Source organism: Carboxylicivirga sediminis, from assembly GCF_018156225.1.
GTDB lineage: Bacteria > Bacteroidota > Bacteroidia > Bacteroidales > Marinilabiliaceae > Carboxylicivirga > Carboxylicivirga sediminis.
The window spans coordinates 1-15,386 of the sequence record NZ_JAGTAR010000014.1 but is presented as its reverse complement, the minus strand read 5'-3'; the positions used below and the strand labels follow the sequence as shown (position 1 = coordinate 15,386).

Annotated in this window: 13 protein-coding genes; 5 read left to right on the top strand and 8 right to left on the bottom strand. The window is 41.1% G+C overall.

The window, feature by feature from the left end; translation table 11 throughout:
• Positions 1–88: 88 nt before the first annotated feature.
• From KDU71_RS10265 to KDU71_RS10235, 7 genes are all read right to left on the bottom strand, one after another.
• Positions 89–1,639: a tetratricopeptide repeat protein gene (locus tag KDU71_RS10265; protein WP_212190460.1), complete on the bottom strand. Its 1,551-nt coding sequence runs from the start codon at positions 1,637–1,639 to the stop codon at positions 89–91.
• Positions 1,640–1,780: 141 nt separating this feature from the next.
• The gene (gene nqrF / locus KDU71_RS10260) at positions 1,781–3,040 is read right to left on the bottom strand and encodes an NADH:ubiquinone reductase (Na(+)-transporting) subunit F (RefSeq protein WP_212190458.1); all 1,260 of its coding nucleotides are present in this window, start codon (positions 3,038–3,040) and stop codon (positions 1,781–1,783) included.
• An 18-nt stretch (positions 3,041–3,058) separates the two neighbouring features.
• Positions 3,059–3,691 carry an NADH:ubiquinone reductase (Na(+)-transporting) subunit E gene (gene nqrE, locus KDU71_RS10255; protein WP_212190456.1) on the bottom strand — a complete coding sequence of 211 codons (633 nt, stop codon included), beginning with the start codon at positions 3,689–3,691 and terminating at the stop codon, positions 3,059–3,061.
• A gap of 18 nt (positions 3,692–3,709) precedes the next feature.
• A complete protein-coding gene (locus KDU71_RS10250; protein WP_212190454.1) occupies positions 3,710–4,369 on the bottom strand; it encodes an NADH:ubiquinone reductase (Na(+)-transporting) subunit D in 660 nt (219 codons plus the stop codon).
• A gap of 12 nt (positions 4,370–4,381) precedes the next feature.
• On the bottom strand, positions 4,382–5,080 hold the full coding sequence (gene nqrC, locus KDU71_RS10245; protein ID WP_212190452.1) for an NADH:ubiquinone reductase (Na(+)-transporting) subunit C: 699 nt from the start codon (positions 5,078–5,080) through the stop codon (positions 4,382–4,384).
• Between the two features lie 12 nt (positions 5,081–5,092).
• Complete coding sequence (locus KDU71_RS10240; RefSeq protein WP_212190450.1) at positions 5,093–6,250, bottom strand: NADH:ubiquinone reductase (Na(+)-transporting) subunit B; 1,158 nt, start codon at positions 6,248–6,250, stop codon at positions 5,093–5,095.
• A gap of 80 nt (positions 6,251–6,330) precedes the next feature.
• Positions 6,331–7,680, bottom strand: coding sequence for a Na(+)-translocating NADH-quinone reductase subunit A (locus KDU71_RS10235; protein ID WP_212190448.1), 1,350 nt, complete (start codon positions 7,678–7,680; stop codon positions 6,331–6,333).
• A gap of 91 nt (positions 7,681–7,771) precedes the next feature.
• On the opposite strand from KDU71_RS10235, the gene KDU71_RS10230 reads away from it, so the two are divergent.
• Positions 7,772–9,106 (top strand): type IX secretion system plug protein, encoded by a 1,335-nt coding sequence (locus KDU71_RS10230; RefSeq protein ID WP_212190446.1) that lies wholly within the window; start codon positions 7,772–7,774, stop codon positions 9,104–9,106.
• 271 nt (positions 9,107–9,377) lie between these two features.
• Here the strand turns inward: KDU71_RS10230 and KDU71_RS10225 are convergent, their stop codons facing one another.
• Positions 9,378–10,427, bottom strand: a complete 1,050-nt coding sequence (locus KDU71_RS10225; protein WP_212190444.1) for a nuclear transport factor 2 family protein — start codon at positions 10,425–10,427, stop codon at positions 9,378–9,380.
• A gap of 356 nt (positions 10,428–10,783) precedes the next feature.
• Between KDU71_RS10225 and pruA the strand changes: the two genes are divergently transcribed.
• From pruA to KDU71_RS10205, 4 genes are all read left to right on the top strand, one after another.
• Positions 10,784–12,412, top strand: coding sequence for an L-glutamate gamma-semialdehyde dehydrogenase (gene pruA / locus KDU71_RS10220; protein WP_212190442.1), 1,629 nt, complete (start codon positions 10,784–10,786; stop codon positions 12,410–12,412).
• A gap of 323 nt (positions 12,413–12,735) precedes the next feature.
• The gene (locus KDU71_RS10215) at positions 12,736–14,304 is read left to right on the top strand and encodes a hypothetical protein (protein WP_212190440.1); all 1,569 of its coding nucleotides are present in this window, start codon (positions 12,736–12,738) and stop codon (positions 14,302–14,304) included.
• 173 nt (positions 14,305–14,477) lie between these two features.
• Positions 14,478–14,783 (top strand): FtsB family cell division protein, encoded by a 306-nt coding sequence (locus KDU71_RS10210; protein ID WP_212190438.1) that lies wholly within the window; start codon positions 14,478–14,480, stop codon positions 14,781–14,783.
• 41 nt (positions 14,784–14,824) lie between these two features.
• The gene (locus KDU71_RS10205) at positions 14,825–15,148 is read left to right on the top strand and encodes a hypothetical protein (protein ID WP_212190436.1); all 324 of its coding nucleotides are present in this window, start codon (positions 14,825–14,827) and stop codon (positions 15,146–15,148) included.
• Positions 15,149–15,386: the final 238 nt, after the last annotated feature.

The window sequence follows — 15,386 nt, the reverse complement described above, 5'->3', positions numbered from 1 at the left end:
ACTATATTACAATAACATACAAATTATAACATTAAGCCACATTAAAGCCATTTATCAACCTGTGTAGGGGTAAAACTCTACATCAAAACTATATTTTCATGATGAAATCTTTGAGCTGAATGCCCTTTTCAAGCTGTAGCTTCTTACGCAAACGGTAGCGGCTCATCTCAATGGACTTCACTTCCACATGGTATTTATCAGCCAGCTCTTTTGAAGTAAGATCTTTGCGAATATCAATGATCAGCTGCATATCCTTATCGGTTAAGGATGGAAATTTAGTCTTCAGCCGGTACTTGAATTCCTTAATGTATTCCTCTGACAGCATCGAAGACTCAGTATACTGGTCGAACTCCAACTGAAATTTTTTCCAGGCCGCTTTCAGCTCATCAGACGATGATTTATTCACATCTTCGGCTACACTCTTCACCAGATCGTTTCGCTGCGATATGGTCAATGCAAGCGTCTCAATAGCTTCATCTTTATAGGCCAGCTTGTGACTCAATTCGGCCTGTTGCTGCTCCTTTTTCTCCAGTTCCTGACTAAGTAGTTGTTGTTTGAGAAAAGCTTTCTCGGCCTTTGACCGAAACATTAAATACAGCACAATAATAATAACAAGGGTGGAAATGATACCCACAATTATGAGTACTTGCCGATTAAATGCAATCTCCCTCGCCTGCTTTATAAGCAGCTCGTCTTGCTTTATTTTTTCATCCTGAACACTCATCAGGTAATTCATTACCTCCTGGGCATCGTTATTATTGATCTTTTTATACAACTGAATGTATTTGTTCTGATAGCGATAGGCGGCATTTAAATTGCCTGCAATGAACTCGTATTCATACCTGATTTGGTAATACTCGATCAGACTAAAACTATAGGAAGTAAGATAACTAAGCTCCTCTGCCGCATCTAAATAGCTCTTGCACTTTTCGTATTGATGCGTACTTAAGTATACTTTGCCCAGTTGAGAATAGGTTTCAATAAGTGCCGAGGCATGACCTGAACTATTTTCAATGGCCTGAAGCAATGATTCTTCTGCTTTCCCCCAATCTTCGTATCTGACATAAACAACTCCCATATTGTTCTGCACCGTAGCCAACAGTGATTTATTTAGAGGGTCCATGCGCGATAACAGGAAAAGAGCTTTTTGAAACAAGCCTAATGCTTTTTGGTATTGGTTAAGGTTGAGGGCATTTAAACCTAATGCGTTTGTATAAACAATTTCACTGCTCAAATCATTCCTTAACTGAGCTATATCTAGAGCTTTCTGATGATAGGGCTCAGCCTGCTTATAGTTCCCAATATCATAAAAAATCCAACCCGTTGTAGCTTGAATTCTTTGATGCAATATGGCCGTATCCTTTTCTGCGAATAACTCTTCGCCTTTAAAAGCATATAACAGTGCAGAATGATATTTGTGCTTATACAGATAAGCCTGGGCCAGATTCCATAACGCATGTGCCTTTTCGATACGTTGCTCATCACTTAATTGAGTAAAGATTTCGTATGAAATAAGGATGCAACTGTCGGGATTGGTTTCCTGCAGTTTACTGGCATGGTTTAGTTCTTGCTGAAGAGATTGTCCATAAACCGATAAACACAAAAACAGAAATGAAATAATCGCCCAAATACCTTTCATACGCGTTAAGATTTGGTGTGCAATTTAATGATTTAAATGGACGATTATGGTCCATTCTGACGTATTTATGCACTGACCTCCCTCAGGTATCCAGTAAAGAAAAGAGCTAAAAAAAAGCCCCAATTAAGGGGCTTTATATATTTATGATCCGAAATCGTCAAAGGCAACCATCTCGTCGGGCACTCCCAAATCATACAGCATTTTATTTACCGCATCATTCATCATTGGAGGTCCACATAAGTAGTATTCGATATCTTCTGGCTCTTCATGCTTGCTCAAATACTCGTCATGAATCACCTGATGGATAAAGCCTGTAGCGCCATCCCAGTTATCCTCTGGTAAAGGTTCAGAAAGCGCAATTGTGAACTTAAAGTTCGGGAACTCTTTCTCGATAGCGCGGAATTGATCTTCGTAGAAAATCTCTTTACGCGAACGAGCTCCATACCAGAACGTAGCCTTACGACCCGTTTTAACGGTGTGGAACAGGTGGAAGATGTGTGAACGCATTGGTGCCATACCTGCACCACCACCAATAAACATCATCTCACGATCTGTTTCTTTAATAAAGAACTCACCATAAGGACCCGAAACAGTTACTTTATCACCTGGCTTACGCGAGAAGATAAATGAAGAACATATTCCTGGGTTAACATTCATGAATTTACCGGCAACACGGTCCCATGGTGGTGTAGCAATACGGATGTTCAACATCACAATGTTACCTTCGGCAGGATGGTTAGCCATAGAGTAAGCGCGATAAGTTGGTTCGGGGTTCTTCATCTTCAGATCGAACATACCAAACTTCTCCCATTCACCACGATACTCATCTTCAATCTCCATATCCTTGAAGTCAACATCAATCTTAGGCACGTCAATCTGGATGTAACCACCCGATTTAAAGTCTAAGATTTCACCTTCAGGTAACTTCACCACAAACTCCTTAATAAAGGTAGCCTGCCCATCATTAGATACTACTTCACATTCCCACTTCTTAATACCCATCACTTCCTGAGGGATTTGCATGGTCATGTCTTCTTTTACCTTCACCTGACAAGCTAAACGCCAGTTATTGGCCTGCTCTTTACGGGTAAAATAACCAGTTTCGGTAGGTAGAATTGAACCTGCACCGCTATCAACCTGACAGCGACACATAGCACATGTACCACCACCACCACAAGCTGATGGTAAGAAGATTTTATTATTACCTAATGCCGAAAGCAAGGTTTGACCCGGCTCTACCACCAACTCTTTTTCGCCATCGTTGATGTTGATGGTTACTTCGCCCGATGGCATCAGTTTTTTCTTAGCGTACAATAAGATAGATACCAAAGCCAGGATCACCAAAAGGAAAATCGCCACACTGGTAAAAATTACTGTACTATCAATTGCTAATAATGTCATTTCTAATACTTTTATTTTTTACAACTGAATTCCCATGAAACTCATAAATGCCACACCCATCAATCCGGTTACAATAAAAGTGATACCTAAACCACGCAGTGGAGCAGGCACATCAGAATATTGAATTTTCTCGCGGATAGCAGCAATACCAACAATAGCTAATAACCAACCAATACCCGAACCAACGCCGAATACAGTGGCTTCACCCAGGTTAGCATATTCGCGCTCTTGCATAAATAATGAACCACCTAAGATGGCACAGTTAACAGCAATAAGCGGCAAGAAGATACCCAGTTGTGAGTATAGAGTCGGTGCAAACTTCTCAACAACCATCTCAACCAGCTGCACCATAGAGGCAATAACAGCGATAAACATGATGAAGCTTAAGAAGCTTAAATCATAAGTGGCAAACTTATTTTCTAATCCTAGTAGGTTATCTAACCATACCAAAGCACCTTCACCCAACACATAGTCGTTAAGCAAATAGTTAACCGGCACAGTGATACTTAGTACAAATGTTACAGCCAATCCAAGTCCTAATGAGGTGTTCACGGTTTTTGATACTGCCAGGTATGAACACATACCAAAGAAGTAGGCGAATACCATGTTATCAATAAAGATTGACCGGATAAATATATTTATATAATCCATTTTTCTGCTTTTTTACAATTACGATTCTATCAAATCTTTATTACGTGAACGCTGTACCCATATGATGATACCCACAACAACCAAAGCCATTGGAGGCAAAATCATAAAGCCATTGTTGGCATATCCCCATTGGTAAAATACATCAGGTACAATTTGAATAGCTCCCAATCCTGGCAATGTCAGGAAACCAGTTCCTAACAACTCGCGGAAGAAAGCTACTACTATCAGTATAAAACCATATCCGGCACCATTACCAATACCATCCAATACCGATGGCCATGGCTTGTTACCCAATGCAAAGGCTTCCAAGCGGCCCATGATGATACAGTTGGTAATAATCAGACCAACGAAAACCGATAGCTGCAAACTCACCTCATAGGCGAAGGCTTTCAACACCTGGTCAACAATGATTACCAGCGATGCAACCACCACCAGCTGCACAATAATACGGATACGTGCAGGAATGGTATTACGCAATAACGATATAATCAGATTAGAGAATACAGTTACAAACATCACAGAGATCGACAATACGATGGCCGGCTCCAATTTAACTGTCACCGCCAAAGCAGAACAGATACCCAGTACCTGGATGGTAATGGGGTTTTGTGCTCCCAGAGGAGTTGTAATCAGCTTCAGATTCTTGGCTGAGAACAAAGGTTCTTTTTCACTACTCATCGTCACAATATTTTAGTTCTTTAAAAACTTTTCATACCCACTCAGGCAGTCTTCTAACATAGTACCAACACCAACACTGGTAATAGTACCACCAGAGATGCCATCCACTTTATGCAGATCGCCCTGTGACTGTCCTTTCTTCACAACTTCAATGGAAGCAAACTGACCGTTTTCATCAAACAGTTTCTTACCTGTAAAAGGTTTCTGGAACATATCGGTTGTGATCTCAGCACCCAAGCCAGGTGTTTCGCCTTTGTGACCAAAGGTAGCACCAAACACAGTGTTCTTATCATCATCCAACGATACATATCCCCAGATAGGTCCCCAAAGACCTTTACCTCTCACCGGAATGATGTACTTCGTTTGTCCATTATCCAGTTTACACTCATAAATCGGGTAAGCACGCTCATCGTCGCCCTTCTTAACTTCTTTAGCTAAATCAACTGTAAAAGCTTCCAATCCTGGTTTCTTCTCACCGTTGATGTCCAACACATAAGCATTCTCACCAATGTATTTATTGTATTTTTCTTCAGCATTAGCTGCTGTACTTTCAATCTGCACCGACTTCAGGATATCCATCTTTTTGGCCACGGCCGCATTTTTATCCTGCATTGGTTTTAACGATTGTGCTAAAAAGGCCAAGATAGCCGCTACCACAATCACCATAACAGATGCATACAGAAAAGTATAAGTATTTCCTTGTCTATCCATTTTACTAATTATTTAGGCTGCTACTTTAGCTCGTTTTAAACGACGTTTGATATTTCCTTGTACTACGTAGTGGTCAATCAGTGGTGCAAATGTGTTCATCAACAGGATGGCCAACATTACGCCTTCCGGGTAAGCCGGGTTAAACACACGTACCATAATCGCCAGGAATCCAATCAGGAATCCGTAAATCCATTTACCTTTTTCGGTGCGTGTGGCTGATACAGGATCAGTTGCCATAAATACAGCACCAAAAGCAAATCCTCCTAAACACAGGTGGTGAATAGCATCAACCTGCATTAGAGCATTGGCACCCCAAAGGTTGAACAACAGCCCCATGAGGTAACCACCTGCAAAGGTAGATACCATAATTTTCCAGCTACCAATGCCGGTATAAATCAGAATAGCTGCACCAATCAGGATAGCCAGCGTAGATGTTTCACCAATTGAACCAGGAATCATCCCTAAAAAGCTTTCTGCAACTGAATGGCTTGGAGCCATACCCGAAGCAGCCTGCCCTAACGATGTAGCACCTGAGAAACCATCTACTACACCTTCGCCTTTGGTTAAACCAGAGATCCAAACAAGGTCACCTGACATTTTTGATGGATAGGCGAAGAACAGGAATGCACGGGCTACTAAAGCCGGGTTCCAGATGTTCATACCTGTACCACCAAATACCTCTTTACCAATCACTACTGAGAAGGCTGTTGCTACAGCCACCATCCATAACGGGATATCAACCGGTAACACTAATGGAATCAGCATCCCTGAAACCAGGAATCCTTCCTGCACCTCGTGACCACGGATTTGGGCAAACATAAATTCAATACCCAAACCAACACCATATGATACAACAACAATTGGTAATACTTTTAATGCTCCATGGCCTACTTCGGCCCAAAATGAGGCATCAACACCTAATGAAAGGTAGTGCTGATAACCTACGTTCCAAATACCAAATAGCAATGCCGGAATCAATGCTTTCACGACAATAGCCATGGTACGCTTCAAATCAACCGCATCGCGCACATGCACACCATTCTTGTTCGTTGTATTGGGAACAAAAAATAGTGTTTCAAGAGCATCGAAGGTTGAATGAAACTTTTCAAACTTCGCGCCCTTTTGAACGTGAGGTTTGATGTTATCTAATAAATTTCTTAACGCTTTCAATGTATATTAGTTTTATAGTTATTAGTCAGCAGGCAATAGACGAATCACTTCTGTCTTCTCACTTCTGACTACTGACTAATTTAACTCAACTCCTTAATCATTAAATCAATACCCTTACGCAAAGTGGCTTGGAGCGGCTGTTTTGAAGTACATACAAACTCACAAAGAGCGATGTCTTCTTCGGCTAACTCATAAATACCGAGTTGCTCCATTTTATCGATATCTTCTACCAATATGGCTCTGAATAAGAACTCTGGCAAAATATCCATTGGCAGCACTTTATCGTACTGACCTGATACCACAAACGAACGAAGACCACCGTGCATATTTGCATCCAGGCGATATTCTTTCTTTTTACACATCCAGCTGAAGAAAGAGTGTGACATACTGAATTTATTGAAACCAGGCATTGCCCATCCCATAAATTCGTAATAATCACCTTCAGGAATGACGGTTACCTGTGAATGATATGTTCCAAGGAAACCATCTTCTTCAACTTGAGTACCTGTTAATACATTACCGCTGATATAACGCAATGTATCGTCGGTTTTAACATTGTTTTTCACTAATGTAGAGATGCTGGCGCCTAACTTGGTACGGTAATAGCCCTTCTTTTCAACTTCACTACCAGCCAATACAACAATACGGTTGGCATCATAAACACCTTCGGTAAACAACTTACCAATGGCAATTATTTCCTGCGGTTGAGCTACCCATACTACCTCACCTTTACTTATAGGCATGGTATGGTGAATTTGCACACCAACGTTACCGGCAGGGTGTGGCCCGCTGAAGGTGTGAACAGTTACCCCATTCAGGTTTTTGAATACCTTTGAAGCTGCATCATTTTGTACACCAACATGTACGTTGTCGCACAAACGCTTAATTACATCGATACCGGCTTGCAAAGCTTCCTCCTGACCTGATAGAACAAAGTCCATATCTGGTGCTAAAGGCGCACTGTCAAAACCTGAAATAAAGAATGCTTTAGGTGTTTCGTCAGCATTAGCAATTACATCATACGGACGTTTACGAATAAACGGCCATAAGCCTGCAGCTTGCATTTTCTCAACTACTTGTTCTTTTGAAAGGTCGGCAGCGTTGGCAGCTCCAAACTGCTCTTTTTCATCTGCTCCATCAGCCTTAACGATTACTTCAAGGATTCTACGGCGTTCGCCACGGTTAACCGCAGCCAACTCTCCACTAACGGGAGACACAAATTTTATTTCCGGACGATACTTGTCAAAAAATAAAACTGTACCCGCTTTCACCTTGTCCCCAACTTTGACAGCCATTTTTGGTACCACACCGTGAAAATCGGTAGGCTTCACTGCAAAAAGCTCGGGTAATTCAGCTTGCCCGAATACCTTATCGGCTTTGCCGGCCAGCTGGATATCAAGACCTTTTTTGATTTTTATTACCTCTGACATGTTTGAAAAACGGTTTTTTTATTTTTACGCGCAAAAATACATAAATTTATCACTAATCCACATATATTGCACTTGTAAAAACGCATATGGCATGGATTATTTTAACACCTATAAATATATAGATACTTCACATCCTGATTTAGGCTCATTTTTCACATTACTAAAGCGCTTCTTGAGCAGCATCTTTATTTGTGTTTTGAGTTGGACTGCCAGCATGGCCAATAATCCGGTTCAAACAGCCTCGCACATACGTACCGTTCAGTTGCATAAGAAAGGCTGGAGCATGTCGCAACCCATAATCAACCTGTATCCCAGCGAACAGCTTACCCTCTCTTTTGATGATTTTGCCTACGAATCAAAAAACTATCAATACAGGATTATTCATTGCACTTCGGACTGGGAAGAGTCAAACCTGATGCAAACTGAGTACATTGATGGCTTTATGCCGAACTCGGTGGATGACTACCAATATTCTTTTAACACCACCTTTGACTATATTCATTACCAGCTCGATTTTCCCAACGAGGATATCAAGTTGAAGCTATCGGGCAACTACATCATAAAAATATTTGAATTGGGCCGGGAGGATGAACCTGTGCTGATTCGCCCGTTTTATGTGACAGAATCATTGGTAAGCATCTTGCCGCGCATCAAGTTTACTTCCAACTCCAACTTCAGGGAGTCGATGCAGGAAGTTAACTTTACCATACTTCATCCCAATTTCAGAATTAATAATCCACGCGAAGAATTAAAAGTAGTACTTCAGCAAAACGGGCGCTGGGATAACCAGATTGATAATCTGAAACCCCTGTTTATACGCAACGAAGAACTGGACTATACCTATAATCGTGAGAACCTGTTTGATGGTGGCAATGAATATCGCTGGCTGGATATAAGAAGCACCCGCTTTGCACCTGAGCATGTTTCGGAGATTTCGTTTTTTGATCCCCACTATCACTTTACGCTGTTTCCGGATAAGTTAATGGGCCGGAAACCGTATTTCTATCGCGAAGATTTTAATGGCCGTTATTACATTGATGTTAAAGAAAACCGCGATCCGGTTATTGAGGCAGATTATGTATATGTACATTTCAGATTACCGGTTCAGGCCCCCTTTGTAGATGGACACATATATGTAACAGGCGGCTTAAACGACTGGCAGCTGAATTCCAACAACCGCATGGAATACAATTTCAATACGCATATGTATGAACTAACCCTGCTGCTGAAGCAAGGTTTTTACAACTACCAGTACCATTTTCTGGAGCAAGGACATACCAAAGCAGAAGTGGAGCGATTTGAAGGTAGTTTTGTACAAACCGAGAATGATTATATCATCTATGTGTACTACAGAAGTGTGGGTGATAACTACGAACGGTTGATTGGCGTTAATATATCCAACTCAATAAAGCATAGCCTCAGATAATAGTTGAATGACATGGCAACCCTAAAAGCATTTCCACAATAATTGAAAATTACCTATCTCAATCTTTCGATACTTACATCGAAAATCCGGCTAGTTCTAATGCATAATTTCCAGCTAAGTCTTAAGTTGAATAAAGCGGCCTGTGGCAGCCTGACACTTTATCTGAAAATTAACACTTTGGAGTAAATGCAAAAACAAAGCTGCCAGAAAAAATGGACAGCTTCATCACCTGTTTGATTAGTAAATAATTTTCGAATAGTAAGGTCAGTTACTAAGGTGCCGTCGGGCAATCATACTGCGGATCTACAGCACAAAGGTAATAGTAGCGGAAACCCATTACTGCTTCAGCCAATTCAGGGATACCAAGCATTATATCACCCTCTGAGTAGTAGTCTCTGGAGTAATAAACGTCGCTTGTTCCGTCAACAAACTTAACAATTGACATACCGGGAGCACTAAACTCGGCCCCGTTAAACGAACCTGTCATGGTCCAGGTTGCCATATAAATATCGTCCACCAGTGTTTCATCCTCAACGATGGTGTACAGGTTCGATGAGCCAGCAAATAAACGTGCCAGAAACTGTGTCATTGTTTCTGGTCCAACAATATCGACAATTGGATCGTGATACTCGTAATTGTCAGACAGGAAAGGTAGCACCTCTGTCCAGTTACCCGCATGCATTTCTACAAGCTGACGTCCGACACTCAGCTGCTCTTTTAGGAGCTTTTTGCTTGATTTTAATTGATTAACTGCACTTACAGGAGGAAACGGACAGTCAAAAGTTGGATCCACCACGCACCTGTACTGTGCCCTGAAAACAGCCATCAAATCATCCATACCATCTATTGTTGCCATGATGTCGCCCTCAGAATAATAATCTCGCTGGTAGTAAACCTGGAAAGTGTTAGGCTTAAACTTAAAGATAGAAATACCTTTAGCCTCATAGGGAATGCCGTTGAAACTGCCATCCATTATCCATGTGGCCGAATAGATATCATCAATGAGAGTTTCATCCACAACAATCGTTCTTAAATCTGGCGAAGAATCTTCGATGAGCTGATTAAGGAAACCGGTCATGTGTTCAATTCCATAGATATCCACAATCGGATCGTGGTATTCAATATCGTGCGAGTAATAAGGAAGTACATCATCTACCCCACCTGATGTTACTTCCAATAAGGCACGTCCCACCTCAAGTCGTTTCTCGTGGAGCCTATCAAGCAGGTCGGCCTTTCCCCCAATCTTATCAATATAAGAGCAGGCCTGAGTCATCAACACAATGCCCGCAAGCATTGTGAAAGCTTTGATCATTTTTCTCATGTCTTTCGAATTAAATTTAACAAACCAGAAAACACGAATTGCTTATAGATTGCAGGTTAATGCATTAGCTAATTTAGGCTAAAAAATATCCAAAGTAAAGTGCTTGCTGCTACTAAGCGTAATCTTGCGTGACCATACAGGTGGCTGGCTTAGCATTTGTCATGATACTTTAAATCGTAAGCTTGTTAAAAGAAAAGCTGATAAATATTACCTAAATTCATTTCAAACCCTGACATATTTCATGTACATCGGCTTTTTTATTTCATAGATTTGTTTCACTCAGATGATTTTGGATTAGAATCTATTCGTTTAAGGTCATACATTTGACTATTGTAACAACCAAAAAAATAAAATCTATGCCAAAAGGAATTTTTCAAGTACCGCCGGCTGTTAATGAGCCGATTAAAAGCTACGCTCCGGGCACACCAGAGCGCGCCGAGTTAAAAAAGATGTTGGAAGAGCTTCGCTCGCAAGAGCTTGACATCCCTATGTTTATTGGTGGTGAAGAAATCAGAACAGGTAATACAAAACGTATTCACCCACCACACGAAATCGCCCATACTCTAGGTCATTATCACCAGGGAGATGAGACTCATGTACACATGGCGATTGACGCAGCATTGAAAGCGCGTAAGCAGTGGGTTAACCTGAGCTGGGAGCACCGTGCGGCTATCTTCTTAAAAGCAGCCGATTTATTGGCCGGTCCTTACCGTCAGTTAATTAATGCTGCTACCATGTTAGGTCAGTCAAAAAATGCATTCCAGGCCGAGATTGATTCAGCCTGTGAGCTGGCTGACTTCTTCCGCTTCAACGTACAATACATGACCGAAATTTATGCTGGTCAGCCTGAATCGGCGCCTGGCATCTGGGATCGTGTTGAGTACCGTCCTTTGGAAGGTTTCGTATTTGCACTCACACCATTTAACTTTACTTCTATTGCTGGCAACCTGCAAACAGCTCCTGCCATGATGGGTAACGTTACTGTGTGGAAACCATCGAAGACTGCTGTTTACTCGGCTTATTTCTTAATGAAGTTATTCAAAGAAGCAGGTGTACCTGATGGTGTTATCAACCTGGTGTATGCATCGGGTCCTGTGGCTGCTAAAGAGATTTTCTCTCACCCTGATTTCGCAGGTTTCCACTTTACCGGTTCTACGGGTGTATTCCAAAGCACCTGGAAAGCCATTGGTGATAACATTGCCAAATACAAAACATACCCACGTATCGTAGGTGAAACAGGTGGTAAAGATTACATTCTGGCACACAAATCATGCGATGCTAAAGGGGTGGCTACTGCTATTGTTCGTGGAGCCTTCGAATACCAGGGACAGAAATGTTCAGCTGCCTCTCGCGCCTATATGCCAGCCAGTCGCTGGGAAGAGATTTTTGGCTATGTAAAAGAGCAGATGGCAGAAGTAAAAATGGGACCTCCTGAAGATTTCAGCAACTTTGTAAACGCTGTTATCGATGAGACTTCTTTTGACTTGTTAGCTGGTGCTATTGACGAAGCAAAAGAAAGTAATGAAGCAAAAGTGATTCTGGGTGGTGGTCATGATAAGTCGGTTGGTTATTTTATTGAGCCTACTATCATACTTACAACCAATCCTAAGTACCGCACGATGGAAGAAGAGTTGTTCGGCCCGGTATTAACCATTTATGTATACGACGATAACAAGTTTGAGGAAACAATGGATATCCTTGACTCTACTTCTATCTATGCATTAACAGGTTGTATCTTTGCACAGGATCGTTACATTATTGAAAAAGCTACCAAGCGATTGGTTGACACAGCTGGTAACTTCTACATCAACGATAAGCCAACAGGCGCCGTTGTAGGTCAGCAGCCATTTGGTGGTTCTCGTGGTTCAGGTACAAACGATAAGGCTGGTTCGGCCATTAACCTGATGCGTTGGGTAAGCCCACGCACCATTAAGGAAAACTTTGTTCCGCCACACGATTTCAAATATCCTTTCTTAGCAGAATAATTCTATAAGCCCCGTTATCGGGGCTTTTTTTTTGCCCTCACTTTAGTTACACCAGGCTCTTCCGGCCACATACTACCGATTACTATTTTCTAATTATCTCCTAAGGAACACTGCAAAAGAATAGTACGCAATGTCAAACCTTTTTGCGCTTGATTTATGATAAAAAATGATAGTTTTGCATGCTCTGATTATTATCATAAATATAAATCAAAACTGCTGATATCGCTTAACAACTCACCTGACACTCATTAGCAAATAGTGCATGCTATTGAGCATTCGTCACAATACATTCTATATTTTCTCTAATACCAAAAAAAAGAATTATGAATTTTAAACAAAACACATTGAAGCTAATGGCATGTCTGCTATTGGCTATCAGCTGCATTATGCCATTGCACGCGCAGCAACAGGCACATAAACTATATGAAAACGTCTCCAAAGACAGCCTGATGTTTTTGACCTACTTCAACAAAGACAAGTTTACGTCAGAATTGCTCTCTGAGTTTTTAAGTGAATTTACTTATAACATTAAAAGTGAACTCATTCAATCTGCAAAGGAAGTATGCCTCTACGGACACAAAGATGGAGCTTTCAACCATTATACGCTGCAGTTTAGAAGATTTGAACAATTCCCATTAAATCAAGTAGATGAGATTCTAAAAAAGAACAACCTGACCATAGAGGAGCTGAATCCGACGCACGCCATCATCAACGGCGGTAAATACCGCAAGGGCATATTTTGGTTTAACAAGGAATATTTTGAATTAAAGATATTCGCCCAAATTGAACCCATTGACAGGGAGCTAAAAAAGGAATACAATCGACTGATAAATATACAACATACCGCCGTCAAATATGACATGGGTTATGAGGACATAGCCTTTAAACTGGATTCGCTGGACAGACTCGACTCGGTTAACTCTGCCTTAAGCTTTAAGGCCCTTTTGGAAACAGAGAAAAACGCCATAAGCCGGCCAGTCAAACGCCAGGTTGATTTTACTAAAGTATTTGATGAGAATACTGATGATTGTGGTGCTTTGCTGTATATCAATCCACAGCATGCTGGTGCCATCCCCTATCATGTTTACAACGTGCTTGGAAATGAAATACCGGAACTTTATGAGCACTCATCACTCACAGCGGGTTTGATGCAGCATTATGAGGAAGTATGGTTCAAACTATCGGCCAATGCGCAACAGATTGCAGCCAGCAGCATCGCGGTCAATAAAGCAACGCTTTCGCCCATCAATCAACCAATTGATAAGCATATAGCCAAATATCTGCCGGCCAAAACTCAAGCACTATACATCTACAATGCCAACCTGGCCTCGTTCAAAAACAACCTGGCAAGCTATCTTGATTATAAAGATTTTGATCGCGAAGAACGTGCAGTAGCCCGTTTAGCCCTTTTGGCATTTGATGATGAACTGGCAAAACACTTGGGGAATGGCTTTGTGGCCATAACCGACAGCTGCCTTAATGGCCGAGATATGCCTGACTTTAAAGCAGCGATTCATATGCCCAACAGGCAAAAAGGTGCCACATTGCTAAGTATACTACAAAACGACCTGAAGCTTATTAAAAAAGTGTCGGAAGGTGCTTATACCTTCCATGCTAAGAAACTGGGGAGCGATAAAGCTCTTTACCTTAATACGCGTCACAGCACATGGCTGCTGGGAACCAGCACACCAGTTGATTTGGAGCGAACATTAAGTCCATCAGAATTGAAGCAACACTACCCGGAGCTATTCGCCGGGAAGACTTCTCAATTCCTGTTCTTTAATGCATCAACTTTAAGTTCATCAAAAATAGACTTTCAAAAGGTGCAGCTAAAAACACAAATACTTAAAAAGAATCGTATCCACACGACAGTATTAATAGATTTAAAATAAGCTATTAAACAGAGAACCAAATTTAATATCGAACTCTGGTTATTATCCGCCTGCCGGCAAATCATTTCGATCTGGCAGGCGGTTGTCATTTACAATGGTCAATTGAATAAATCACAGTTCACCTTTATATGGTGTTGCTTAAATCATTACATTTGCAGAAACAACAAGGCAAAATGAGTCAAACGAGTTTCAGGAAATACATTAAACCACTTATCAGCAATAAGTTTTTTCTTGCTACACTGGCTTTTATTGTTTACATCACCATATTTGATCAGAATAGCCTGATTGATCGCTACAGACTTGCCCGACGCATCAACCAATTGGAAAAGCAAAAGCAGCACTATATCAACGAAATTGAGCAAAACAACCGCAAGATGGATGAACTGCAGAGTAACATTGAAAATCTTGAGAAGTTTGCCCGTGAAGAATACCTGATGAAGAAAAAAGACGAAGTTATTTTTGTTGTTGAAGAAGAGTAGCCACTGCCTGCACTGTTTAAACCAGATTATACAAGAAATTCATGAATATTTACAAGTTTTTGAGTGTCATCTACTACATTGGGATGGCGCTTGTTTTTTTAGGAATACTAATGCATATGAGTGGCTTAACCTACGGTGCCTGGTGCTTTGCCGGTGGTGCGGTTATTATGGTAGCCATTCGCTTGTACAACCGCATGGTAGGTAAGCCCGAAAACCAACGCGTATATACCATCATGCTATACAGTGCTGTTTTATTACTACTGGCTGCATGGGCCATGCTAGCACACCGCGGTTACTGGATCATCTTTATTATTCTGACTGCTATACTGGATACTTACGCCAGTTATCGTCGCATTAAAAAGTAATTAACCTGAGTTCGATTTAAATTTTTAAACTCAGATTAAAATAAAGAGCTGATTTACAATGAATAATTTTAGAGGAATAGTGAACTATTGCGATAAAATTTGAAGCAGTAAATCAGTTATTTATTAAAAGCTTGTTAATCCCACTTACAAACAGCAATTTTCTTCTTGTAATCGACTCAAAATAGCCCGCTATTCTTTCGTCAATATACACTTGAAACTCACTATTTGTAAGCGTTCT

Bases quoted from the DNA above. Each gene is read 5' to 3' on its own strand.
- KDU71_RS10235 (WP_212190448.1), bottom strand. From the start codon at position 7,680: ATGTCAGAGGTAATAAAAATCAAAAAAGGTCTTGATATCCAGCTGGCC.
- KDU71_RS10230 (WP_212190446.1), top strand. From the start codon at position 7,772: ATGGATTATTTTAACACCTATAAATATATAGATACTTCACATCCTGAT.
- nqrF (WP_212190458.1), bottom strand. From the start codon at position 3,040: ATGACATTATTAGCAATTGATAGTACAGTAATTTTTACCAGTGTGGCG.
- nqrC (WP_212190452.1), bottom strand. From the start codon at position 5,080: ATGGATAGACAAGGAAATACTTATACTTTTCTGTATGCATCTGTTATG.
- pruA (WP_212190442.1), top strand. From the start codon at position 10,784: ATGCCAAAAGGAATTTTTCAAGTACCGCCGGCTGTTAATGAGCCGATT.
- KDU71_RS10210 (WP_212190438.1), top strand. From the start codon at position 14,478: ATGAGTCAAACGAGTTTCAGGAAATACATTAAACCACTTATCAGCAAT.
- KDU71_RS10205 (WP_212190436.1), top strand. From the start codon at position 14,825: ATGAATATTTACAAGTTTTTGAGTGTCATCTACTACATTGGGATGGCG.
- KDU71_RS10215 (WP_212190440.1), top strand. From the start codon at position 12,736: ATGAATTTTAAACAAAACACATTGAAGCTAATGGCATGTCTGCTATTG.
- nqrE (WP_212190456.1), bottom strand. From the start codon at position 3,691: ATGGATTATATAAATATATTTATCCGGTCAATCTTTATTGATAACATG.
- KDU71_RS10250 (WP_212190454.1), bottom strand. From the start codon at position 4,369: ATGAGTAGTGAAAAAGAACCTTTGTTCTCAGCCAAGAATCTGAAGCTG.
- KDU71_RS10265 (WP_212190460.1), bottom strand. From the start codon at position 1,639: ATGAAAGGTATTTGGGCGATTATTTCATTTCTGTTTTTGTGTTTATCG.
- KDU71_RS10225 (WP_212190444.1), bottom strand. From the start codon at position 10,427: ATGAGAAAAATGATCAAAGCTTTCACAATGCTTGCGGGCATTGTGTTG.